Raw genomic sequence first — 22,746 nt, 5'->3', positions numbered from 1 at the left:
GTTCCCCACCTCCCCACCTCCCCATCTCCCCACCTCCCCAATCCCCACTCCCTTGGGGGAGTGGGGGCCGGTGAGTTCCCCATCTCCCCACCTCCCCACCTCCCCATCTCCCCACCTCCCCAATCCCCAATGACCAAGTTAATTGTTCTCAAACTAGATGGTGATTTTAATCAGGGCTTTCGGGTAACGTTAGAAATTGGTTCAGAAGGTGAACGCCCTGAAACAGAAATTATTGGCAACTTGCCCAGCGCCACTGAGGTTGCACTCATGTATAGCGACTGGCAGTCAATATATCGTAGTTTGAGCAAAGCAACTCGTGTCATTAAACTGAAAAGAGCTAGGATTGATGGTTCGCTCAAAAAGCAGCGTGAGGAATGTCGCCAGCAAGCCTCCGAGTTATGCGATCGCCTTAATATCTGGTTAAGAGCAGAGCCATTTTTCCCGATCCGAGAAAAATGGTTAGAAAAAGTCAGTACAACAGAAGAAGTACGGTTGATTATTCGTGCGGAAAATTATCAGCTATGGCAACTCCCCTGGCAAGAATGGGATTTATTAGAACGCTACAGCCAAGTTGAAATTGGACTTAGTACTTTGGAGTCAGAGTTCTCACCAAAAGCTGAGAAGTCTCCCATTCGCAACCAACTCAAAATCTTAGCGATTCTCGGCAATAGTGAAGGTATCCAAGTTGAACAAGACAGACAACAGCTTTTGAATTTACCGAATGCAGAAATCACCTTTTTAGTAGAACCGCAACGTCAAGAGTTAAACGATCAGCTTTGGGAGCAACACTGGGATATTCTATTTTTTGCTGGTCATAGCCAAACAGAGGGTGAAAAAGGGCGGATATATCTCAACCAGACTGATAGCTTAACGCTGAATGAACTGAGGTATGCCCTGCAAAAAGCAGTAACAAACGGATTGCAATTGGCGATTTTCAACTCCTGTGATGGTTTGGGATTAGCACGCGAGTTAAAACAACTGCATATCCCAGAAATGATTGTGATGCGGGAACCAGTTCCAGACATGGTTGCACAAGCATTTTTAAAATATTTTTTGCAGGCATTTGCTAATAGTAAGTCTCTTTATACAGCAGTACAACAAGCCCGTCAGAGACTGCAAGGTCTAGAGGATGAATTTCCCTGTGCTAGCTGGTTGCCAGTAATTTGCCAAAATCCAGCAGCCAAGCCTTTAATATGGGTAGGTCAAAGACGACGCACAAACCCAAGATCGTTCATCTGGCGTAGTTTGCGAACAGTCTTGGCTACAAGTTTGGTTGTAACTAGCTTGTTGATGGGAGTGCGATCGCAAGGATTTCTGCAAAAGTGGGAGTTAGCAAGCTACGATTACCTACTGCGTCAGCGTCCTCCAGAAGAAGCAGACTCTCGCCTGTTGATAGTTGGTGCTGATGAAGAAGATATTCGTAAATACAAATATCCCTTACCTGATGGTATTCTGGCTCGACTGATTACCAAACTAGAACAATATCAACCTGTCGCCATTGGTCTAGATATCTTTCGTGACCAACCTGTATTACCTGGTCATGACTTGCTAGTCAGTCAGTTAGAACAAAACCAACATCTGATAATCGTTTGTACACTCGGTAACACCACTAAAAATAGTATTGCACCTCCACCCAAAAGCCCAGCCAGTCAATTAGGTTTTAATGATTTAGAAGTTGACCACCAAAGCGATACCATTCGTCGTCAACTACTTTCCCGTACATCTAACCCGACATCTTCACTTTCACCCTGCAAAACACCCTACGCTTTCAGTCTGCAACTAGCTGGCCGCTATCTGAAAGCAAATAAGATTCCAGTTAGCATTACTGTTGATAAAGACTGGCAGTTTGGCAAAGTAGTTTTCCGACGCCTACAGTCTCATAGCGGTGGATACCAAAATTTGGATGCACGCGGCAACCAAATTTTAATTAATTATCGCGCTCATTCGCAAATTGCTCGACGTATCAGCATTGAGGAAATCTTAACAGGAAAATTTGAACCTGAGTGGATCAACAATAAAGTAGTTTTGATTGGTGTCAGTGCTGCCAGTGTGCAAGATAATCACACCACCCCCTACGGGAAAATGCGGGGATTAGACATTCATGCTCACGTAGTAAGTCAGATCCTCAGCGCGGTTGAGAATCAGCGTCCTCTGATTTGGTGGTTACCACAATGGGGAGATGCACTTTGGATACTGGCTTGGTCGGTAATCGGTGGAGTAAGTGTTTTGTTAGTGCGATCGCAATATCTGCGTCAAACAGAATCAACCATACATCTGGTTGTAGCCCTCAGCATTACTAGCCCATGTTTATACTGGATTTGCTTGCGTTTTTTAATACATGGTTACTGGCTACCTTTTATCCCAACTGCATTAGCTTTATTGCTCACAGGGGTTGTAATTGCCTACATACCATTACCAAAGCCAGAAGAGGTTTAAAACCATGAAACTAATATTTGTAACAATTGTCATAGTATTTGGATTCATGAGTAATTTCAGCTTGGCATGGACACAAGCGAATTTGATATCAGCACCAGACACCGGCACACCTAATGGTCAACGTGTACCAGGGGGAACCCGTCCTGGACAAATTGTTGCTTGTAAACAGCTAGACCAACCCATCACCGCCTTAGTACCTGAAAATGCTAAAGGTCTGACAACAGCAGAGTATCCCAGCTTTTGGTTTTATATTCCCTATCGTCCCCAAGATATATACTCTATAGAATTTTCATTACACGATCAACAAGAGAAAACCACTCTCTACCGCACTTTCCCGAAACTAGCAAAAACACCAGGGATAATTGGTATTACCTTACCACCAAATCCCAAAAACTCCTTGCAACTGAACCAGAACTATCATTGGTACTTTAAAGTTAATTGTAATTCTCAAGCAATTTCCCAAGAAGATGATGTTGTTTTGGAAGGTTGGGTAACACGAATTCAGCCAAACTCTAATGATGTAATTTGGTATGATGAACTCACAAATTTAGCTAAAAACTATATGTTTAATCCAAACAATTCTAAAATTAAAAATAAATGGGAAAATCTTTTAAAATCTGTTGGTTTGCAAGGACTGGCATCAGCGCCTATTGTTAGTTCAGTTAATGAGCCATAATCATTAACTGGAGATAAAATTTTGATTGGATGATTATATGAAATTGCAAAAATTTGGAGGAACTTAAATGACTTATTTCTTAAGACTAAATAACTTCAATAAAGTTATAGCATTAGGTGCAGTTTTCACCACATTATTTTGTTTAATTCCGGAGTCTTCTCAAGCTCAAAGAGCCAGGTGGACTGGCAACTCAATTAACACTGCTACTTTTACTTTTGATTTAGACACCAGCGTTAAAGATCGGGATAGAAGGGATAATAAAGGATATTTCCCGAAAGCTATTCAGAACTTTAATATTGATCCAGGAGGTGCTTTTACAAATTCTCAAATTTGTGGCAAAGATCCTTGTCCACCCGCACGTGTGAGGGTTACTAAACTTAAGACCGATTCAAATGGTAATGTTGTTGGAATCAAAATTGGCGATGGGAAGACGATTACCTTAGAGGAGCTTCAGAAGTTATTTACTACGGTGAATTCTGATATTGATTTTTCTCAAGATGTAATTAGGTACGATATTTCATTTTTTGGTACTAGTTCTGAGCCGGAAATGATTTGGTTTGTTCAGTCTCATGATTCCAATCTCATCAATAACTTAACAAGCTTAAGTGAATTGAATCAAATACAAGGAATGTTCCCTCGTTATGTTGACATTGATGACACAGATGACACACAGGTGAACACCGGGGGTATATTTACCATTTCCCAACCATCTCCTGCATCTACCACTCCTGAACCTACTAGTTCACCAAATTGATTTTGACAGTTTGGCTAGATCCCCGACTTTTTAAAAAAGTCGGGGATCTGACGTCTCGCAAGCTGTCAAAACTTGTGTGGTAGAGTACTACCCCTACAGCTAGTCCGTAAGCGTAGAAACTTGGGGTACGGTAAGCTGCCAAATATTTTTATTTGCTTGTGTGGAAGGATGGTGTCTATGAACTCCTATAAATTTCGATTCTGGAACTTGAGTTGGATCGTCTTATTGTGGCTGTTAGCTTCCAACCGAACAGCGGCAGAAATTGTTCCGGATCAGACACTCCCTATTAATTCCACCGTTACACCCCAAGACAATATCAGGCTGATTGAGGGAGGTACTCGACGGGGTGACAATCTTTTTCACAGCTTTAAGGAGTTTTCGTTTTCTGTTTTGACTGGTGATACTACCGGAGACACCGCCTTTTTCAACAATGACTCGGCTGTTAGGAACATCATCACTAGGGTAACAGGTGGGTCAGGCTCTAACATCGATGGTATGATCCGAGCTAACGGCACTGCCAATCTGTTTTTTATTAACCCCAATAGCATCATTTTCGGAAAGAATGCCAGTTTGAATATCGGGGGTTCTTTCATTGCAAGTACAGCGAATAGCTTGAAATTTGCCGACGGTACAGAATTTAGTGCAACTGCTCCTCAAGCTTCTCCATTATTAACTGTGAGTGTTCCTTTAGGGCTACAGTTTGGCTCAAATCCTGGCAAGATTGTTAATCAATCTCAGGCAAGTCCAAATGGAGAACTCACTGATGCAGATCCCCCCAACCCCATTGGATTGAAAGTTCCCAATAGTAAAACCTTGGCATTGGTAGGGGGTAATGTGACGCTAGAGGGAGGCAATTTGACGACGACAGGAGGCAGAATTGAGCTAGCTAGCGTTGCTGGCACAGGTTTAGTCAAGCTCAGTGAGATTGATAAAGGCTACGCTCTCGATTATGCAGATGTTGGGGACTTTGCAGATATGCAATTTTCCCAAGGTGCGATCGCTTATGGAAGTGGCGAGGGTGGTGGCGATATCCAACTGCAAGGTGGGAACATCACCCTTACTGACGGTTCCTTAGTTTTTTCTAGTACTTTAGGGACAGGAAATGGCGGAAATGTGGTGATAAATGCCAGGAAATTAACTGTCGAAGGGGGTGCATTCGTAGGAACTTTCACTTGGGGTGGAGGTCAAGCAGGGAATGTGCTAGTCAGAGCCTCAGATTCTGTACAATTACTAGGAACAAGCTTAGATGGTTCGGCTCCCAGTAGTTTATTGTCTCAAGTTTTGGAACAAGCTACAGGCAACGGCGGTAATTTGATGATTGAAACTAAACGGTTGCTGATTCGAGATGGAGCAATTGTTGATGCTTCTACGTTTGGCGAAGGTCGAGCAGGGAATGTGATAGTAAAAGCCTTGGATGTTGTAGAACTGATAGGAACAACAGTCGATGGAGCCTTTCCTAGCGGTATTTTTGCTCAAGTCGCCCAAGGAGCAATAGAAAATGCAGGCGATGCCGGAAATCTGATGATTGATACTAGACAGCTAACTGTCCAGGATGGAGCGCAAATATCTACTGCCGCCAGAAATGGAGGAAATGGCGGAAATTTGACTATCAACGCCTCCGGTTCAATTCAACTAAGTGGAACTTCACCACTTGCCACAGCCTCACTTCTCGATAGCTATCGTAGTGGGATTTTTGTCTCCGCCGAGCCAGGATCTACAGGTAATGTTGGCAACTTGAACCTAAGCACTGGACTGCTTACTGTCGAGAATGGAGCCAGAATATCAGCCGATAATTTAGGTAATGGTGAGGGAGGAACTGCAACTTTAAATCTCAGGCAGTTAGTTATTCAAAAGGGAGGAGAAATCAGAGCGGGTTCTTTTGGTGAAGGGCCTGGTGGAACTTTAACCATCAACGCTGCTGACTCTGTAGAGGTCGTAGGTACGGGAAGCATTGGTTCTAATAGCTTCCCCAGTATCTTGTTTACTAATGCTCAAGCCTCTGGAAAAGCCGGTAACTTAATTATCACAACTAATCGCTTAAATGTGAAAGATGGGGCAGAAGTAACAGTGAGCGGAAAAGGTTCTGGTTCTGCTGGCAATTTGACAATTACAACTAACGACCTCCGCCTTAACCAAGGAAAACTCACCGCTGAAACTAACGCTGGAGAAGGTGCGAATATAAAACTACAAAACTTAGACTTGTTATTTATGCAAAATGAAAGCCTGATTTCTGCTCAAGCTTTTCAAGATGCGAATGGCGGAAACATCAATGTTGATGCTGCCAAAGGTTTTGTAGTTGCCGTACCTGAGCAGAATAATGACATTGTTGCTAATGCTTTTCTGGGAAATGGTGGCAAAATTAACATCACCACTCAGGGAATTTTCGGCATTGAGGAGCGCAAGGCAACTTCAGAAAATAGAAGCAATGACATTGATGCTAGCTCTGAATTTGGCTTGAATGGCACTGTCGCAATTAACACACCAAATGTTGACCCAAGTCAGGGGTTAGTGCAGTTGCCAGCAATACCAATCAATGTGGAAGTTGCACAGGGCTGTCAAGCACAGGGGGAGCAATCATCTGTGGCATTTTATAACACTGGCAGAGGAGGTATTGCACCTAATCCCTACGAACCACTAAGCAGCAGTCAAATTTGGGAAGATGTACCATCTCCAAGTACCTCTGCCTCAACAATCAACTCGCCTAACAAAATTGTCGAGGCTCAAGGGTGGGTAGTTAATCAAACAGGAGAAGTTACTCTTGTTGCTGAGATTCCTGCTTCCCAAGGTCGCTGTCATCCATAAGAATGACACGAAAAGGCGTTGCATAAAATGGGAATGTAGAGTACCCGTAGACGCAAAGCGGCTTCAAGGCAGAGTAGGGTTTCGGTGCAGGGTAGAATGAACCGCCACGACGCCAAGAATTGAGTTTTTCAATGAAAATAGAAAATAAAGTCATCCCGCAAATATGCAACGCCAAAGATAAATTATTCAATAATTCATTGGGTACTAAAGTTATAACTTTAGTCTTGCTTCCACTTCCTTAATTTGTTTTTTTAACCATTGAGAAAACAAATCTGAAAGGATTTGAGAGCGAAGCTTATCATCCAATTTTGGCTGAACTAATTCCTCTACTAAAATCAAATGAATTCCTTTAGAAGTTACAATAGGCTTAAGAAGTTGTGGTGGTTTGGCAGCAAAGACAGCAGCAGAAATTTCTGGTTTCAAATCTTTACGAAGTCGCATTCCCTGATATCCACCAGAGCGACGTAATTCTGGTTCGAGAATGTATTGATGAACAATTTGATAAAAACTAATCTCACCTTCATTAATTGCGTAAAAAAGCTCAATTGCCAAATCTTCATCATTCAAAATAGCTTCATAAATATATGCACCTATGTAATTAAGTTTATTCTCAATAAAAAATGGCTCAACTTTATCTGCAAATAGATATTCAGCTAACTTAGCATAAAGAACATTAAGATAAACTAATTCCTCAAAGTCATCTAGAGATAGATAATATTTTTGCAACCAATTCCAGGTTTGCTCTGCACTTTTGAGCTTCTTCAGAATTCGGAAATTATCTGCGGCCTGCTGAAGTTCTTCCGTTTCTAGCTTGATACCTAAATTTTCTGTTGTAGACACAATTTCGTGCTGTTATTACCTGTTGACTTTTATTTCTTGGCAATCCATTTCACCTCTAATTAGGAGGAAATTTTGATGTCTACTATTCAAGTTACTGACTTAAAGCCTGCTGGTTTTGGATTATTTTCTGATTCTGAAAGCTTCTTGACGGAATTATCTGGTGAAGAAATAGGAAGTATTTCTGGTGGTGCTACTCCATACGTAATAATTGGATTTATAGCTAGATCTTCAGGTGCTTGTGGAGAGTTAATTGGCGCGGCTATCGGTGCTGCTTACACTTATTATCTCAGCCAGCGTTCCAACTAATTTAAGTCTGAAACCACTAATTAAATGAAATTAATAGGAGGAGATGAGTATGTCATCTATCGCTATTTCTGATCTTGATTTAACTGGAATTAGCTTGTTTGTAGATCGAGAAAGCTATCTTGATGAAGTTACCTCTGAGGACTTTGATTCAATTCATGGTGGCAGTTCGCCAGTCTGCGCTTTTGCTGCGGCATCATCGGCGGAGTGTGCAGCTTTTGCAATTGGAGTTGTTAGATCTGCGGTAATGGTTCTTAGTGCTTATGGAGCTTATAGAGCGATCAGTAATGCATCTAAATAAATCGGCTAGTAGTTAGTAGTTATTTCTATGCGCTCACAGTTCTTCAACTAACTACTAAACTTTGAAATTACATACAGTTGCGATCGCCTTTAACTAGAGAGATATTTTGGCGATCGCAGCTTTAATTGGACGGGGAAATGACTATGAACTTTTTGTTAAGCTCTCAAAATGTCTTGGAGTATTTAGCTAAGCATAATCTATGTGATCAGCAAGACAAAGACCAGATACAAATAGAATTAAAAGCAGCTAAAAATTTCAATTTATTAGTGAAGCTGAATGATGGGCATCAGTTAATAGTGAAGCAAGAACCGCACAACTCCAGAGGACATACCGCAGGTAAATTTACGAATGAATGGCGATTTCAGCAATTTTTAGCACACTTTTCAGAACTTAGTTATCTTCGTCCTTGGCTGACAGAAGTTGTGCATTTTAATGCTGATGATTCTATTATCGTTTTTAACTATCTGGACAATTATTGTGATTTGGCTGATTTCTACAGACAAGAGAATGTTTTTTCAACAGGGATCGCCTCTAACATTGGTCGCATTCTCGCAACCATTCACCGCACAACTTTCAATCGACAGGACTATCAGAACTTTTTATCGAACAGTCAACCGCCAAAATTAGCTCGCGGTTTAGACCGGATTACTCCTGAAGCTTTTGGTTTAATACCTGTAGATGGGTTAAAATTCTTTACTTTATATCAGCGTTACGATAGCTTAGGGCAGGCGATCGCAAAATTAGTTAGTGCCTTTGATTCCTGTTGCTTGGTTCACAACGACCTAAAGCTAAACAATATCCTATTACATTTAGATTGGGAACAGCCTGAGTTATCGAACTCGAGCTTCATCCGCTTGATTGACTGGGAGTTTTGTAGCTGGGGCGATCCAGCATTTGATTTGGGACACCTGATTTGTAGCTATCTACAACTTTGGTTAAACAGTCTCGTGGTTAGCAACACCATTAGTATAGAAGAATCTCTTGGTTTGGCAATGACTCCTTTACAGTTACTTCAACCCTCGATTGCAGCATTAACACAGGCTTACTTAAAGCAGTTTCCAGAAATTGTAGTTTATCGTCCTAATTTTTTGCATCTAGTGCTGCAATCTGCTGGGCTTGCCTTGATTCAACACATTCACGCCAGTATTCAATACCAAAAAGCATTCGGTAATGTCGCTATCTGTACGCTGCAAGTTGCTAAAAGTCTACTGTGTCGCCCAGCACAGTCTATCTTGACTGTGTTTGGTCTACCTGAGTCGGAACTTACTGTTGATAGCTGCATACCTGTTTAAGTCTTTATAGTCGTCACCAACTTTACGAATATGCAATTGCTAGATCTTGTTCCCAATTACTTACCAGCAGATGCGGACAACCGTTTACTGGTATCACTGCAAGACATCGCTGATAATATTCAAATCCAACCTAACTTCTGCATCAGCCATCCAGCTTTCAAACCGCTCCAACTGTCTCCTTCTGGAGTCCAACGCTTTCAGCACCTATCAGTAGAATTGCAGCATAAGTATCTGAGCTTACAACTGCGAAGCTTTCTTTACGGCATTTATTACAACGGCTATCTACAAGATGTATTAGCTCTCGAAACTGAGACAGCAGACAAGTTTGTTCCACCAAACTTAGAGAACAATACTTTTCTGGGAATTGACATGATATTTTATGATCGCTTGCACCAAAGCAATTGCGGTCAAGGCTACTTTGACCCTGGTTGGCAAGTGCTACGACAAGAGAGCGATGGAAGTTTGGCTGTTACAAAAGGCGAACTGACAGTGCATATTGATCGCGTTCGCCATCTAAAACTAGTAGAACAATCTGCCTGTGTCGGTGACTTAGTGTCAATCCTAATGCCTCGCAATCTAGTACAGATTGGTTTCTATGTAGCAATTAGCGATACAGGTGCAGAATCCCGCGGCAACTCATACAGCCGTCCTACCATAGTTAGAATCTACTTCCATTTCAGTTCTGAAGGTGCAGTTGCAGTCATGGCAAACCTGACACAACAACTAAACAAAATCAAAATTCCCTTCTCCTTTAAAGTTTTATATAACCCTACCGACTACAAGCGCTATGATTCAGGCGTCCTCTACTTTGAGCGCAGTCACTATCCAGTACTCAGGGAAGTACTTCAAAAAGTTTATGCTGAAAATCAAGCACATTTTCAGCCACAGATCCCTCTATTCACCAAGCAATTAGCACCAGGATTAGCATTGGCAGAAGAACCTAACCGCAAATTTACTGCCCAAGAGAGTTTTGGCATGAATCGCTGTCAAATAGTAGCTGATGCTTTATTAGAGGTTTGGCACAAAGGGGACAATTCTTCCGAGAGTAGGATGAATAATATCTTCAAGCATTTCTCTGTGCTGGGAATTGATTGGCAACGTCCTTACCTAAATGCTAACTCTGAAGATATTTATAAGCCGCTAAACTAAAGCCAATTTCCAACTAAAACATAAGGTGCCCAATAGTAAGGAGCTTTATATCTCTTAAACAACGCCAATTGCGCCTGATGCAGTGCTTCAGCCTTCGTCATCTCAGGATTCGTTAACTCCTGATAGAATTGCCCCATCACTTCTGCTGTGGAGCGATCGCTCACTTGCCACAGTGTCGCTAAAGTACTCCGTGCCCCTGCTCGTACAGCTATTCCTGCTAATCCTAAAGTGGCTCGGTTATCTCCCTGGGCTGTCTCACAAGCACTGAGAACCAGTAACTCAATACTGCGTCTGGAGTATTCGTTGCTACCACGCAGCAAGTTATTTAAGTCATCGCTTTTGAGGAGTTTATCGTAAGTCAGAATATATGTTTCTTTGGGGTCAGAACTAAACTGACCGTGAGTAGCAATGTGAACAGTAGAGAAAGTTCCGGAATTAATTTGCTGTTGCAGGTTGACTTTAGTAAAATTTGGATTTAGGAGTGGTTTTGCTGGCACTACACTCCCAATTTGCTGCAACTCCTCTGGCACATTGGGAAGTGGCTCAAATAAACGTCCGTCAATTTCTTTCTTATCACTAACTCCAGCTGTTAATACTTGCAATTGTTCTCGTTTTAAAGGTCTAAGATCGAAAAGTTGCAAGTCTGGAACTAGGGCAATCGCATACTGTTTTTCAATCAGATACTCTTGCCGTTTGCCATCATAAAGAACTGACATAGGAATATTTCGCAAAGCTCCATCTAGAACAAATACTAAAGTTTTGATTTCTTTGTGATTTGCTAAGTCTTGTTCTAGGGGTAAAATTAACCATTGATATAGCTGTGTAGCTTTTTCTATAACTGCCTCTGGGTAGTTACGTTTTAATACGTTTGCTCGCAATTCTAGGACTGCTTTCTCTACTTCAGTCTTTTCAACAGAAGTCACATAGTGCTTTAGAGATTGCCCTGGAAGTTTGAAAATAATTTCTATTCGGTTCTCCAAAATAATTGGATAAACAAATGCTGCTTTCGAGTCTACTTTGTTAATGTCTTGGTTCAGTTGTACAGTTCGTGATAGGTTACAGCGCAAGAAATTTTCTAGTTCAGCCAAGCGTAGGGAATCAATTGTTTCAGTAGCTTGCTGGAGATTTTCTGGAGTTGGTTGAATGCTTCCCTCTGTTGCCAATAATAAATCAACTAACTTGCGGTAAATGGGTTCTACGTGATCTCGAAAAGAAAACTGTACATCTGCATTAATGGAGAGTAAATCGTTCTTAATTGATTTGAGAGATGTAACTGCATCTGTATAGGCAGCGATCGCTTTTTTTCTCTCGCCTTGATTTTCCCATAAACGTCCCAACTGCCATTGCCAACGGTAGCCAATATCAGGAGCTTGAATCTGCTCGGCTAGCAGAACAGCTTGCTGAGTCAGGGTTTGAGCTTTTGCTAAGTTTCCGCTTAGCTCGTATAATTCACCCAGTTGCCCTAAAGCATAGGATTCGGCTCTGGGGTCTTGTAAACTACGAGCTTGTTGGAGGGTAGTAGCTATAATCTGGTCGATTTGTTGGAATGAGGGAAAAGATGTGACTAAGCTTTGTTCAGAGGTGTTTTTCCTGAGTTTGTTGCTGCGATCGCACCCTAATCGCAAAAGTGAATTTTTATCAATATTCGGAACAAGACAAGTCAGACTCCTCGCAAAGTTAAGTCTGGCATAGATGTTTGTTGAACTAGCAGCTAAGCTGGCTAACGGTTGCTGAATTTGGGGCCACAGTTTGGTAGCTTCTAACCATTCCCCAGTTTCTACCCAGAAGCTAAGTAAATTCAGTTGAGCCTGGATTCCCAAATGAGGAGATACAGCAGCTTGTTGATAATAATTAATCGCATCATGAGTATACTTTTTCGCGTCTTCTAATTTATTGATTGCAAGAGCTGTGTTCGCTAAAGCGCGTTTGGTATTGCCCAACTCCAGCAGTGCAGAACTAGTGGCTTTCGCGAGTTGGTATTTTTGAGCCACTTGCAAACTTTTTTGCAAAACCTCCTCAGACTGTGAGAGATTACCAATGCGTCTGAGAGCTTCGCCTAGACTTTGCCATGCCAATGCTTTGAGGTTGGGGTCTGATTGCTGTTGGATCATTTGCTCTATCTGTCTGATCACTTGCTCGACAGTTGGGAATTCCACTAGGGACTGCTGGCTGAAAGAGGCAAGTGCTTGACGGTTTAACCCCAACCATTGTAGGGCGGTAATTTGGTTAATTAAAATACCAATGACAGCCGTATTGTTACTGTTTTTTTTGTAATTAACCTCTGCTTGCTTCCAACTGTCTAAAGCCTTAGACCAATCGCCTTTCATCCATTGCAGACGGCCTTGGGCATTCAAGGTTTTAGCCAAAACATCTAAGTAGGCTGGGGTGTTAGTTAGATTTTTCTGATTTTCCAGCAATTGGCGACTTTGCAAGATTGCCTTTTCTGCTTCCTGCCACTGCCCCAAGTGCTGATACGCTAAGGAAAGATAGCGTAGGACTAGCGCTCCCTTGAGTCGATCTGTTTGGCTATTGGCAAATGCCTGCTTAAAGACATTTATTGCATCGGCAAAGCGTTCATGATGATAAAATTCTATACCCTGTTGCAGTAACACTTGGGCATTGGATATCTGAGCGATCGCACTATCATTTCCTACAACCCTTTGGCCTGCCAAAACAGGGATAGATAAGGCTGTGAATAGTCCTAAAATTATTAAAAATATGATTCTTAGTATCCGATAGTACATTCTAACTGATATAGATTTCAGGAGCGATCAGATAAAACTTAAGAGGCAACAGGGAAATCCCCATAATTAAAATTATGGGGATTTTTACAAGGACGATAAATGCTCGATGATGAGACGGTTTTCGATAAAGGAGTAAGAAGGGCGATCGCACAAAGTAGATCCCTTTGAGTGTAATAATGCCAATTTTTGCAAATTTTTGTAGTAATCACTTTGTTCAGCTTGAAGCCGGAAGCCTCAAACAGAGTTTGAAATTCCATCTTTGTACGTTCACGACCGCCTGAAATGGCTATCAACATATGGATATCTAAAAACTCACTCTCAATCACCTAAATATTAATTTCCAACAATCCAGGTGGTGGTGTAATTTCAATCCTGCCAGCTTCTAAGTCTACCGTTGGGGCGATCGCTTTCACAAAGGGTATCAAAACGGTTTTTTGTTGATTGTTGTCTGTTGTTTGTTGTTGGTGTAATTTGACTTCTAGCAAATCATTACCAGCAGCAATCACATCTACCACTGTACCAACAAGTTCGCCAGATTCCTGCATAAAAACTGACAAACCAATTAAATCCAATACATGATATTCATCCTCCCCCAACTGTGGGCGATCGCTGGCACGAACCAATAATTTACAACCGCGCAATTCCTGCGCTTGATTGCGATCATTCACACCAGCCAACTTAATTACATATAAATTTTTACCTTCAACTATACGTCCTCCCAGTAATTCTACTAATTGCGGTTCTGTCTCTCCTGCACGTAATAACCAACGCTTTCCTGGAACCTCAAACCGCTCCGGAAAATCCGAATCAGGATAAACTCGCATTTCCCCACGTAAACCCTGAGGTGCAACAATCGTACCAATTTCTATCCAATTTCCCAACAGGGGAGTGGGAGAAGTAGACGTGGAAGGATAGGAAGATGAAGAGTCGGATTTTTTTCTATCTCTTCTCTTTTTACCCTTTTGTTTCATACTCTTCGCGTTCTTCGTGTCTTTGTGGTTCATTCAAATCAAACACTAACAGGCGATCGCTTGTACACTTAGCCTTATACAGTTATCAGTTAACAATTCTATACCTTGGGTTTAATTCCTCAAGACTTTAAGACTTATCTATAGAATTATGAAAAACCTAAAAGAAATCATTGCCAGTTACTCCAACAAAGACTTAGAACATCGAAAAAATTGGTATTCTCCAGCAGCAGAAGCTTATAACAAAACCAGACCCCGCTATCCTCAAGATTTGATTCGTCAGGTTGTGGAGATTACTCAACTCTCCTCGAATTCAAAAATTCTGGAGGTGGGATGTGGCCCTGCAACTGCAACAGTTGCGTTTGCTCAATTGGGTTGTTCAATCCTTAGTTTAGAACCCAACACAGATTTTTATCAGTTAGCCCAACAAAATTGTCAACAGTATCCTAACGTAGAGATTCAAAACACATCCTTTGAAGAATGGATGCTAGAGACTGAAAAGTTTGATGCTGTTTTAGCAGCGAGTTCTTTCCATTGGATACCCATGGAAGTTGGATATCCGAAAGCAGCAAAAGCTCTCAAAAAAAACGGCTACCTAATTTTATTGTGGAACAAAGAGCTTCAGCCCCGCTATCGGGTTTACCAACGTCTATCAGAAGTTTATCAAATTCACGCTCCATCCCTGAATCGATATGAAGACAGAAAAACTCAAGAAGACATCTTGAGAGGATTGGGGCAAATGATCATAGATTCTGGACAATTTAAAGACTTGGTAGCCGGAAACGTTGAGTCTGAAGTCATCTACACAGTTGATGAATATTTGACACTTTTGAACACTTACTCACCCTACCTCAAGCTAGAACCACAAAATAAAGAGGCATTATTTACAGGACTGCGGGATAGAATAGAGCATGAATTTGGCGGAAGTCTTCATCTATCATATATTTCTGCTTTTCACATAGCTCAAAAATGTCAGTAAACGCGATCGCTTAACTTAGACTTTTTACTAAACATTTACAAATAATTTCATATCATACGTCCGGCAATACACTCAGATCAGCTGATTGAGCAAGCAAAACAGGAGAGCAATCATGGAAGTTAAAGCAGCAGTAGCTTACGAACCTGGTAAACTTTTGACTATTGAAACTGTGCAACTAGAAGGCCCCAAAGCTGGGGAAGTGATGGTAGAAATTAAAGCCAGTGGAGTTTGCCATACAGATGCTTACACTCTTTCGGGCAAAGATCCGGAAGGATTATTTCCAGCAATTTTAGGACACGAAGGCGCTGGTATTGTTGTTGAAGTGGGAGAAGGCGTTACCAGTGTCAAGCCAGGAGATCATGTTATTCCCTTGTACACCCCTGAATGTCGTCAGTGTGAATACTGTCTTAGCTTCAAAACCAATCTTTGTCAAGCCATCCGTGCTACCCAGGGACGGGGTGTGATGCCAGATGGTACAAGTCGCTTCCGTATTGATAACAAGATGATTCATCATTACATGGGTACATCTACTTTTGCTAACTATACGGTGCTACCAGAAATAGCCGTTGCCAAAATTCGTGAAGATGCGCCTTTTGATAAAGTTTGTTACATTGGCTGCGGCGTCACAACAGGTATTGGTGCAGTTATCAACACAGCAAAAGTAGAACCGGGAGCAAATGTAGTAGTTTTTGGCTTGGGTGGTATTGGTTTGAACGTCGTCCAAGCAGCGCGAATGGTGGGAGCAAATATGATTGTGGGGGTAGATATAAACCCCAACAGACGCGCCCTTGCAGAAAAATTTGGGATGACGCATTTTGTTAACCCCAAGGAAGTTGAGGGAGATTTAGTTGCTTACTTAGTAGATTTAACCAAAGGTGGTGCTGACTACAGTTTTGAATGTATTGGCAATGTACAAGTCATGCGCCAAGCATTGGAATGCTGTCATAAAGGTTGGGGTGTGAGTGTAATTATTGGTGTTGCTGGTGCAGGTGAAGAAATTAGCACCCGTCCGTTTCAACTTGTAACCGGACGTGTTTGGAAAGGCACAGCCTTCGGTGGCGCTAGGGGACGCACAGATGTACCGAAAATAGTTAATTGGTACATGGAAGGTAAAATCAACATTGATGATTTAATTACCCATGTAATGCCAGTTGAAGAGATTAACAATGCTTTTGATTTAATGCATAAGGGTGAATCAATTCGCTCTGTAGTGACATTTTAAATAAATATCACTTATTGCCGGACTGTTACTGGTAGGAATAGGGATTGGGGATTAACCTAACGGCAAACCCATAATCCATCGGTGTTCATCTGTGTGCATCTGTGTTCGTTCAACTTTTCATTCCTTTGACATTCATGTTGGAGGTTTTTCGCATTACACCCAACTCATCAACAACTGTTGCACCCCGCGTGAATTGGCTTGTTGTTTCTACATCCACAAAGTATTTGCCTTGACGGATCACAATATCTGGTTCAAGGGCAACTGCCATTGCTACGGGATCAGGTAACATCAAACCAGATGCAGATTGAATGTTTATGCTGGCATCTAAGGCTTTGATGTTGCACTCCATAGCCAGACGTGCTGTTTCTGTACCGAAATTCATAACCGTTTCTATTTCTCTGGAAGTTAACGCTGCATTGTGGCGACTTATACCAATTCAATTAATGATAGCAACACATCCTTGGATAAAGACGCGATTCATCGCGTCTCTACAAGATGGCCCATCTGTCGCATTCTTTTGGCGAATTGGTATTAATTCCCAACCAACCATTTCACAGGGCATACCACTGTGAAAGACTATCTTAGCTGCTTCTGGGTCTACCCAAATGTTATATTCAGCAGCAGGTGTAACGTTGCCAACAGTATTGGCTGCACCACCCATAATTACACAACGCTGTACTAGTGATGCAATTTCTGGCGCACGTAATAATGCTGTAGCAATGTTGGTAAGTGGCCCTAGCGTCACTATGGTAATTTCACCAGGGTATGTTTTAATTTTGTCAATAATTACATCTACTGCATGTGCTGATTGAGGCTTACTCTTAGCTTCAGCGTAGAATTTATTACCCATACCATCGTCGCCATGAAACCAATGAGCATAACTACATTCTCGCAACATTGGTTTGGCACAGCCAATATACACAGGTGTGGAAGCTTTGCATACTTCAAGTGTATACAGTGCGTTTTTTGCCCCTTGCTCTACTGAGACATTACCACTAACAATTGTTACCGCTTCTACATGGACATCTACCCATCGGTGCGCCATAATTATAGCCACAGCATCATCAGAAGCTGTATCTGTATCAATCAGAAATTTACGCATAGACGCTGTGAATAAACACGATTTTGGGTAAAGGCTGTTAGTAGTTAGTTGTTGGTTGTTAGTTGTTGGTTGTTGGTTGGTGGTTGGTGGTTGGTGGTTGTTGGTTATTAGTAGTTAGTGGTTGGTGGTTAGTGGTTAGTGGTGAGTCAGCGCGCCCCAAGGGGGGTCCCTCCCCCAACCCCAAAGGGGACCCCTAGCCCCCAATCCCCAACGCCAGGTGCTTTATGCCGGGAAACCCGTCCACCGCACTGGCTCCTCCCTGTCGGTCGTGGGGGCCGGTGAGTCCCCCATGAGCGACTGACGAACCCGTAGACACGTAGTGGCTTAAGGTAAGGGTAGGGTTAGTAGTTGTACAGACGCGCTGTTTGAAGCGTCTGTACATTGGTTAGTAGTTAGTAGTTAGTGGTTAGTAGTTTCACTACCCCTCACACTCCCCATTGCCCCTAATCCCCAACGCCAGGTGCTTTATGCCGGGAAACCCGTCCACCGCACTGGCTCCTCCCTGTCGGTCGTGGGGTCCGGTGAGTTCCCCATCTCCCCATCACCCCATCTCCCCATCACCCCATCTCCCCATCACCCCATCTCCCCACCTCCCCATTCCCCCCCAACCCCACAAAGTGGGGACCCCTAGCCCCCCACCTCCCTTCTTCTAACTCTGCCATGCGTTAAGGAATTTATTGACTACTCTGTTAATAGTTTGTTTGAGCTGATTCTGGCGATACCATTTTTGGAAAGCCATTTCGTAATCTTCACCTTTGGTTTGGAAGGTGTTCCAAGCATCAAGGGCTACACCTAGTCCCCAAAATAAGAAAATATACAGTGACCAAGATAGACCTGCGCCACCAACTAGATCAACTAAGAGTAAAACACCGTTAACAATGGTAAATTTACCAAAGCGCTTTTTAAATCTTCCTATGCGATAGTTGTTGAAAGCTTGCCTTTGCTGTATTTCTCCTTGGGTAATTTGCCAATCTCGTTCTGCTAGTCTAAGGGTTTCTGGGGGAATTTCCAATTCTCTAGCAATTTCTAAGAGTTGTTCATAGGAAAATTCTTTTTCTTGGTCTTTGGCTTGGCGAGCGATCGCCAAGTGTAAAATTTTCTGTATATCTTCTTGAGTATAGAAACGAGTGGATCGATCTTCTGGTGCTGTCATAGTAATGTCTCTGCTATTACTTTTACTATCAGTATTTTTACTTAATAATGATTACGCATTTGTGCGATCGCCAGCAATGCACTTGCCAATATCCTTAGACTAGCAAATCTACTAGTGGTTGGTTTTGGGAAATGCGTTACATGCGCCAAACCAAAATTCTTTTGTCATATCCGCCACTAGCAAATAACTTTCCATCGGGACTAAAGGCGATCGTACTTACCCAGTCGGTATGTCCCTCAAGTGTATTCAGTAACTTTCCTGTGGTTAAATCCCATAACTGTACTACGCCCTGTTTCCCACCACTAGCTAATGTACGTCCATTGGGATTAATCCCAATGGCATTGATCCAATTATTATGATTAATTGAGTTATTGTTTTCTGTAAGAGTACTAGCGAAATTCCCTGTTTTGGCATCCCACAGTTTAATACTGCCATCATGGCTAGCAGTAACTAAAGTTTGTCCATCTGGGGTAAAAGCTAAACCACTGACTACTTGAGTGTGGGCGGAAAACTGACGGATAAGTTGACCAGAATTTAACTCCCATAATTTGACTACACCCTGAGTCTCACCACTGGCGAGAATCTGACCATCTGGACTAATCGTAATTTTAGAAATATTGTTGTAGTGTACTAAAGTAGCTAGGGGACGCTTTTTTACCAAATCCCACAGGCGAATACCATCTAAACCACCACTAGCCAGAATTTTTCCATCAGGAGTTGCAGCTAAAGATAGAACGTTGCTAGTGTGACCGATGAAGGAACGAGTAAATTTGTTAGTTTTGAGATTCCAAAGATTAACAGTGTAATCGTTACTACAGCTAGCCAAAGTTTGACCATCTGGTGAAATCAGCACAGATTCGACAGCTGTTTTCTGAGCCTTGCGAATGGTTCCTATGATATCGCCATTTTTGATACTCCACAGGCGAATTACACCATCGTTGTGTGAACCTCCACTCACCAAAGTTTTGCTATCAGGACTGAAGGTCAGGGATTTAATCCTTCCTGAATAATTTTTAAAAGTATAAATTCGCTGGGGTTGAAAAAAGTTGTTGCTAGTTTCAGGATTTGGTCTCGCTTCAACAGTTGCAGGATTTACAGGTGGTATTTGTACCAAGGAAGCGATCGCCACAGCACCTGCTATACTTACCCCTCTTATAGAGGAAATTTTTAATCTGATATTTAGGATTTTGTCAAATACTTTACTATAACTATTATTCATATATTTTTAGATTAGAACTACGAGCGATCGCCCAAGACTTACTTTACTTTTGTAAGTCAAGAAAAAAAACTCCACAAGAGTGAAAACCATAAATTTGGCGATGCTCTGTGAATTTTCTAATCTTAAATATAAAATTTTAAACTTAAATTCTACTGGGGTGGTTTCTTCTTAGCAATACTCAGCATTGGTAAAGTCGGACTAGAAGAACGGGAAGGCAAGTAATGTTGCACCACAGTCTCCTCAGCAGGTAGAGGGCGACGCTGTTGACGTAGCCAAAATTTTAATAAAAGCGTTATTCCTGCTGTTCCTAAACCAAAAGCGAACAAAGACCACTTATCGTCAAATCCACCGATCAGCGCTTCTACCACTCCCATCGTAATCACTACGCTGATTAGCGGTTCTTTTCGGTAGGCTGACTTTAAAAAACGAGGCAATAGAGGATTCATCACAGCTTGGTTTATTTCAGTTCACCTTTTATGTAAATTTACTGAGAAATATTAACCTGCATTTAGCGCTCTGAGCTAGAGTCTACATTTACATCATAATATTATATTTATTTATTAAACGAGAGTATTACAACAAACCACTTCTGGGCGGTTTTCCGAACAGCATAGAACCCTGACTATGAAAAGAAGTGTCTTGTTTTTCAGATGAGAAAACCAGTTGGAATATCCAACTGGTTGAAATCTTCTTTATAACTCAATACAGTTCAGTTAGCACTCTTTATGTCTTAGTGGTTTCAAGATGATCTTTTTCACCACCGAGACACTCGAAGGGGTAGAGCAAAACCTTAACTGAACCTTATCGCTTTATCATTTACTTACAAGTAGTACATTAGTACTTTTTAGCAATTTACTTCAGACCGAGCCATGATAGGACACCCTTGTCGGTGAAGTATTCAATCAGCACCATCAGAATAAAGCCAATCATTGCAGCTCGACCATTCAAGCGCTCAGCATATTCATTAAATCCAAATTTTGGCTCTTCTAGCTTAGGGGTGACGCTTGGTTGTGATTGTGTCATCATTTGAAAAATCCTCTTGTTGGGAAATGTAAATTACTACACTTTTGTGGTAAAGCATATTGAGCTATGTAGCTCAACTACTGTTTTACATTTTTTTATTATTCTTAATATATTTTAGAAATACTCAGAAAATCGTCAAGTCCATATACGAGATCAGGGAAGGGAAGGAGGGAAGTGTGGGGAGTGTGAGGGGTGTGAGGGGACAAGGGAGACATGGGGGAACTCGGGGTCCCCTCTGGGGATTAGGGGGCGAAGGGGGACAAGGGAAGGGGGAATTAGTTGCTATATTATTCTCCCCACACTCCCCACACTCCCCGATCCCCGATCCCAAAATGGAGTCAATGTTAAATTGGTGATATCAGGGCAAACTCAGGTAAATTCGTATTTTTGGATTCAACATACCAGGGATAAGACTGACAAACTAAAGCTAAACAAAAATTAAATTAATTAGGGGCAGTGAATGGATATAGGTGTTCCCAAAGAAACTAAAGACCAAGAGTTTCGAGTTGGTTTGAGTCCCTCAAGTGTTAGGGTACTCAAAGAAAGTGGTCACAATATCTTTGTAGAAACTCAAGCCGGTGAAGGTGCTGGATTTACGGATGATGACTACAGAAATTCCGGCGCAGAAATAGTCCCAACACCAGAAGCCGCTTGGAATCGCGAGTTAGTGGTGAAAGTCAAAGAACCCTTAGCTGCTGAGTATAAATTTTTGCAAAAAGAGCAGGTTCTATTTACTTATTTGCACTTAGCGGCTCATCGGGATTTGACCGAGCATTTAATTAATAGTGGCGTCTGTGCGATCGCCTACGAAACAGTAGAACAACCTGGTGCAAACAGGCTACCTCTGCTGACACCCATGAGCGTCATCGCTGGGCGTTTATCAGTACAGTTCGGAGCAAGATTTTTAGAACGGCAACAAGGGGGTAGAGGTGTCCTTTTGGGTGGAGTACCTGGCGTTAAACCAGGCAGGGTGGTAGTTTTAGGCGGCGGTGTAGTTGGCACAGAAGCCGCTAAAATTGCTGTCGGCATGGGAGCTAGCGTTCAGATTCTGGATGTGAATGTAGAACGCTTGAGCTACTTGGAAACTCTTTTTGGCTCACGAGTAGAATTACTTTACAGCAACTCTGCTCATATTGAAGCAGCAGTTCGTGAAGCAGACCTCTTAATTGGTGCAGTTCTTGTACCAGGACGGAGGGCACCAATTATTGTCTCTCGTGAATTTGTCAAACAAATGCGACCAGGGTCAGTAATCGCTGATGTGGCTGTTGACCAAGGCGGCTGTGTAGAAACTATGCGTGCTACATCACACACCAACCCTGTTTACGTTGAGGAAGGTGTGCTGCATTACGGTGTTCCTAACATGCCGGGGGCAGTTCCTTGGACAGCAACTCAGGCACTTAATAACAGTACTCTACCATACGTGGTGCAATTAGCAAACCAGGGAATGGAGGCGCTAAAAAATAACCCTGCATTAGCCAAAGGTGTCAACGTGCAGAATCATCGCTTAGTGCATCCGGCTGTGCAAGAGGTGTTTCCTGACTTAGTTTAGGAATTAGGCAGGAGGAAGGGAATAAGGGTGTAGGGGAATAGAAGTGTAGAAACTTAATACAATCGCCCAAAAGTAGTTAATACCCTTACACTCTCATACCCTTGCACCCTTACACCCCTTCTTTGTGTCAATTGCTGAAAACTTCAATCTAATGGCATGATTAAATAATCAATATCAATAACCCATCAAAGGCAATGACGGGAACGAGTAGTTTTTGAGTCGGTGCAAAAGCGA

21 protein-coding genes, 1 pseudogene and 1 other annotated feature (1 of these 23 running past the window's edge) are annotated in these 22,746 nt (G+C 42.1%); of the genes and pseudogenes, 12 read left to right on the top strand and 10 right to left on the bottom strand.

What is annotated here, in order from left to right:
* The first annotated feature begins 129 nt into the window (after positions 1-129).
* The 4 genes from UYI_RS0100695 (at position 130) to UYI_RS0100680 (ending at position 6,668) form a co-directional block, all read left to right on the top strand.
* On the top strand, positions 130-2,436 hold the full coding sequence (locus tag UYI_RS0100695; RefSeq protein ID WP_016864771.1) for a CHASE2 domain-containing protein: 2,307 nt from the start codon (positions 130-132) through the stop codon (positions 2,434-2,436).
* Positions 2,437-2,440: 4 nt separating this feature from the next.
* Positions 2,441-3,112, top strand: coding sequence for a DUF928 domain-containing protein (locus tag UYI_RS0100690; protein WP_016864770.1), 672 nt, complete (start codon positions 2,441-2,443; stop codon positions 3,110-3,112).
* A 67-nt stretch (positions 3,113-3,179) separates the two neighbouring features.
* Positions 3,180-3,866 carry a hypothetical protein gene (locus tag UYI_RS0100685; protein ID WP_016864769.1) on the top strand — a complete coding sequence of 229 codons (687 nt, stop codon included), beginning with the start codon at positions 3,180-3,182 and terminating at the stop codon, positions 3,864-3,866.
* 177 nt (positions 3,867-4,043) lie between these two features.
* Positions 4,044-6,668, top strand: a complete 2,625-nt coding sequence (locus tag UYI_RS0100680) for a two-partner secretion domain-containing protein (RefSeq protein WP_016864768.1) — start codon at positions 4,044-4,046, stop codon at positions 6,666-6,668.
* A gap of 210 nt (positions 6,669-6,878) precedes the next feature.
* Here the strand turns inward: UYI_RS0100680 and UYI_RS31670 are convergent, their stop codons facing one another.
* Positions 6,879-7,508: a peptidylprolyl isomerase gene (locus UYI_RS31670; RefSeq protein ID WP_016864767.1), complete on the bottom strand. Its 630-nt coding sequence runs from the start codon at positions 7,506-7,508 to the stop codon at positions 6,879-6,881.
* A gap of 75 nt (positions 7,509-7,583) precedes the next feature.
* On the opposite strand from UYI_RS31670, the gene UYI_RS31665 reads away from it, so the two are divergent.
* From UYI_RS31665 to UYI_RS0100655, 4 genes are all read left to right on the top strand, one after another.
* Complete coding sequence (locus UYI_RS31665; RefSeq protein WP_016864766.1) at positions 7,584-7,814, top strand: hypothetical protein; 231 nt, start codon at positions 7,584-7,586, stop codon at positions 7,812-7,814.
* 49 nt (positions 7,815-7,863) lie between these two features.
* On the top strand, positions 7,864-8,112 hold the full coding sequence (locus tag UYI_RS31660; protein WP_016864765.1) for a hypothetical protein: 249 nt from the start codon (positions 7,864-7,866) through the stop codon (positions 8,110-8,112).
* Between the two features lie 143 nt (positions 8,113-8,255).
* Entirely contained in the window at positions 8,256-9,404 is a 1,149-nt protein-coding gene (locus UYI_RS0100660) for a phosphotransferase family protein (protein WP_016864764.1), read from the top strand.
* A 30-nt stretch (positions 9,405-9,434) separates the two neighbouring features.
* Complete coding sequence (locus tag UYI_RS0100655; RefSeq protein ID WP_016864763.1) at positions 9,435-10,553, top strand: T3SS effector HopA1 family protein; 1,119 nt, start codon at positions 9,435-9,437, stop codon at positions 10,551-10,553.
* Here UYI_RS0100655 and UYI_RS0100650 read toward each other — a convergent pair.
* The 3 genes from UYI_RS0100650 to rimM are packed head-to-tail and all read right to left on the bottom strand — an operon-like array spanning position 10,550 to position 14,268.
* Positions 10,550-13,297, bottom strand: a complete 2,748-nt coding sequence (locus tag UYI_RS0100650; protein WP_016864762.1) for a CHAT domain-containing protein — start codon at positions 13,295-13,297, stop codon at positions 10,550-10,552. The two genes, UYI_RS0100655 and UYI_RS0100650, sit on opposite strands and share 4 nt — an antisense overlap.
* 38 nt (positions 13,298-13,335) lie before the next feature.
* Positions 13,336-13,593, bottom strand: coding sequence for a hypothetical protein (locus tag UYI_RS36330; RefSeq protein ID WP_146007589.1), 258 nt, complete (start codon positions 13,591-13,593; stop codon positions 13,336-13,338).
* Between the two features lie 30 nt (positions 13,594-13,623).
* The gene (rimM, locus tag UYI_RS0100640; RefSeq protein WP_016864760.1) at positions 13,624-14,268 is read right to left on the bottom strand and encodes a ribosome maturation factor RimM; all 645 of its coding nucleotides are present in this window, start codon (positions 14,266-14,268) and stop codon (positions 13,624-13,626) included.
* A gap of 148 nt (positions 14,269-14,416) precedes the next feature.
* On the opposite strand from rimM, the gene UYI_RS0100635 reads away from it, so the two are divergent.
* Both UYI_RS0100635 and UYI_RS0100630 read left to right on the top strand, forming a co-directional pair.
* Positions 14,417-15,244 (top strand): class I SAM-dependent methyltransferase, encoded by an 828-nt coding sequence (locus UYI_RS0100635; RefSeq protein WP_016864759.1) that lies wholly within the window; start codon positions 14,417-14,419, stop codon positions 15,242-15,244.
* A 112-nt stretch (positions 15,245-15,356) separates the two neighbouring features.
* Complete coding sequence (locus UYI_RS0100630) at positions 15,357-16,466, top strand: S-(hydroxymethyl)glutathione dehydrogenase/class III alcohol dehydrogenase (protein ID WP_016864758.1); 1,110 nt, start codon at positions 15,357-15,359, stop codon at positions 16,464-16,466.
* 109 nt (positions 16,467-16,575) lie between these two features.
* Here the strand turns inward: UYI_RS0100630 and UYI_RS38535 are convergent.
* Positions 16,576-17,568 (bottom strand): annotated as a pseudogene (locus tag UYI_RS38535) (nucleoside hydrolase).
* A 193-nt stretch (positions 17,569-17,761) separates the two neighbouring features.
* Positions 17,762-17,950 (bottom strand): hypothetical protein, encoded by a 189-nt coding sequence (locus UYI_RS36325; RefSeq protein WP_157226273.1) that lies wholly within the window; start codon positions 17,948-17,950, stop codon positions 17,762-17,764.
* A gap of 85 nt (positions 17,951-18,035) precedes the next feature.
* On the opposite strand from UYI_RS36325, the gene UYI_RS36320 reads away from it, so the two are divergent.
* The gene (locus UYI_RS36320) at positions 18,036-18,221 is read left to right on the top strand and encodes a hypothetical protein (protein ID WP_157226272.1); all 186 of its coding nucleotides are present in this window, start codon (positions 18,036-18,038) and stop codon (positions 18,219-18,221) included.
* Here UYI_RS36320 and UYI_RS0100605 read toward each other — a convergent pair.
* The 4 genes from UYI_RS0100605 to UYI_RS36135 all read right to left on the bottom strand — a co-directional run bounded on the left by UYI_RS0100605 (position 18,218) and on the right by UYI_RS36135 (position 20,966).
* Positions 18,218-18,721 carry a 2TM domain-containing protein gene (locus tag UYI_RS0100605; RefSeq protein ID WP_016864753.1) on the bottom strand — a complete coding sequence of 168 codons (504 nt, stop codon included), beginning with the start codon at positions 18,719-18,721 and terminating at the stop codon, positions 18,218-18,220. The two genes, UYI_RS36320 and UYI_RS0100605, sit on opposite strands and share 4 nt — an antisense overlap.
* Before the next feature lie 136 nt (positions 18,722-18,857).
* On the bottom strand, positions 18,858-19,940 hold the full coding sequence (locus tag UYI_RS0100600) for a WD40 repeat domain-containing protein (RefSeq protein WP_016864752.1): 1,083 nt from the start codon (positions 19,938-19,940) through the stop codon (positions 18,858-18,860).
* Positions 19,941-20,089: 149 nt separating this feature from the next.
* Positions 20,090-20,386: a hypothetical protein gene (locus UYI_RS0100595; protein ID WP_016864751.1), complete on the bottom strand. Its 297-nt coding sequence runs from the start codon at positions 20,384-20,386 to the stop codon at positions 20,090-20,092.
* 406 nt (positions 20,387-20,792) lie between these two features.
* Positions 20,793-20,966 (bottom strand): CAB/ELIP/HLIP-related protein, encoded by a 174-nt coding sequence (locus UYI_RS36135; protein ID WP_009453905.1) that lies wholly within the window; start codon positions 20,964-20,966, stop codon positions 20,793-20,795.
* A gap of 457 nt (positions 20,967-21,423) precedes the next feature.
* On the opposite strand from UYI_RS36135, the gene ald reads away from it, so the two are divergent.
* The gene (ald, locus tag UYI_RS0100580) at positions 21,424-22,512 is read left to right on the top strand and encodes an alanine dehydrogenase (RefSeq protein WP_016864749.1); all 1,089 of its coding nucleotides are present in this window, start codon (positions 21,424-21,426) and stop codon (positions 22,510-22,512) included.
* A gap of 185 nt (positions 22,513-22,697) precedes the next feature.
* Positions 22,698-22,746 (top strand) — a binding site (T-box leader); it runs 211 nt beyond the window's last position.

Source organism: Fischerella muscicola PCC 7414 (genome assembly GCF_000317205.1).
GTDB lineage: Bacteria > Cyanobacteriota > Cyanobacteriia > Cyanobacteriales > Nostocaceae > Fischerella > Fischerella muscicola.
Note: the sequence above shows the minus strand (reverse complement) of the source record. Positions and strands in the feature narration are given on the sequence as shown.

Bases quoted from the DNA above. Each gene is read 5' to 3' on its own strand.
- ald (WP_016864749.1), top strand. From the start codon at position 21,424: ATGGATATAGGTGTTCCCAAAGAAACTAAAGACCAAGAGTTTCGAGTT.
- UYI_RS36135 (WP_009453905.1), bottom strand. From the start codon at position 20,966: ATGATGACACAATCACAACCAAGCGTCACCCCTAAGCTAGAAGAGCCA.
- UYI_RS0100680 (WP_016864768.1), top strand. From the start codon at position 4,044: ATGAACTCCTATAAATTTCGATTCTGGAACTTGAGTTGGATCGTCTTA.
- UYI_RS0100650 (WP_016864762.1), bottom strand. From the start codon at position 13,297: ATGTACTATCGGATACTAAGAATCATATTTTTAATAATTTTAGGACTA.
- UYI_RS36330 (WP_146007589.1), bottom strand. From the start codon at position 13,593: ATGTTGATAGCCATTTCAGGCGGTCGTGAACGTACAAAGATGGAATTT.
- UYI_RS36320 (WP_157226272.1), top strand. From the start codon at position 18,036: ATGCCGGGAAACCCGTCCACCGCACTGGCTCCTCCCTGTCGGTCGTGG.
- UYI_RS0100635 (WP_016864759.1), top strand. From the start codon at position 14,417: ATGAAAAACCTAAAAGAAATCATTGCCAGTTACTCCAACAAAGACTTA.
- UYI_RS0100600 (WP_016864752.1), bottom strand. From the start codon at position 19,940: ATGAATAATAGTTATAGTAAAGTATTTGACAAAATCCTAAATATCAGA.
- UYI_RS0100695 (WP_016864771.1), top strand. From the start codon at position 130: ATGACCAAGTTAATTGTTCTCAAACTAGATGGTGATTTTAATCAGGGC.
- UYI_RS31660 (WP_016864765.1), top strand. From the start codon at position 7,864: ATGTCATCTATCGCTATTTCTGATCTTGATTTAACTGGAATTAGCTTG.
- UYI_RS0100630 (WP_016864758.1), top strand. From the start codon at position 15,357: ATGGAAGTTAAAGCAGCAGTAGCTTACGAACCTGGTAAACTTTTGACT.
- UYI_RS36325 (WP_157226273.1), bottom strand. From the start codon at position 17,950: ATGTACAGACGCTTCAAACAGCGCGTCTGTACAACTACTAACCCTACC.
- UYI_RS0100660 (WP_016864764.1), top strand. From the start codon at position 8,256: ATGAACTTTTTGTTAAGCTCTCAAAATGTCTTGGAGTATTTAGCTAAG.
- UYI_RS0100690 (WP_016864770.1), top strand. From the start codon at position 2,441: ATGAAACTAATATTTGTAACAATTGTCATAGTATTTGGATTCATGAGT.
- rimM (WP_016864760.1), bottom strand. From the start codon at position 14,268: ATGAAACAAAAGGGTAAAAAGAGAAGAGATAGAAAAAAATCCGACTCT.
- UYI_RS31665 (WP_016864766.1), top strand. From the start codon at position 7,584: ATGTCTACTATTCAAGTTACTGACTTAAAGCCTGCTGGTTTTGGATTA.
- UYI_RS0100595 (WP_016864751.1), bottom strand. From the start codon at position 20,386: ATGAATCCTCTATTGCCTCGTTTTTTAAAGTCAGCCTACCGAAAAGAA.
- UYI_RS0100685 (WP_016864769.1), top strand. From the start codon at position 3,180: ATGACTTATTTCTTAAGACTAAATAACTTCAATAAAGTTATAGCATTA.
- UYI_RS0100655 (WP_016864763.1), top strand. From the start codon at position 9,435: ATGCAATTGCTAGATCTTGTTCCCAATTACTTACCAGCAGATGCGGAC.
- UYI_RS0100605 (WP_016864753.1), bottom strand. From the start codon at position 18,721: ATGACAGCACCAGAAGATCGATCCACTCGTTTCTATACTCAAGAAGAT.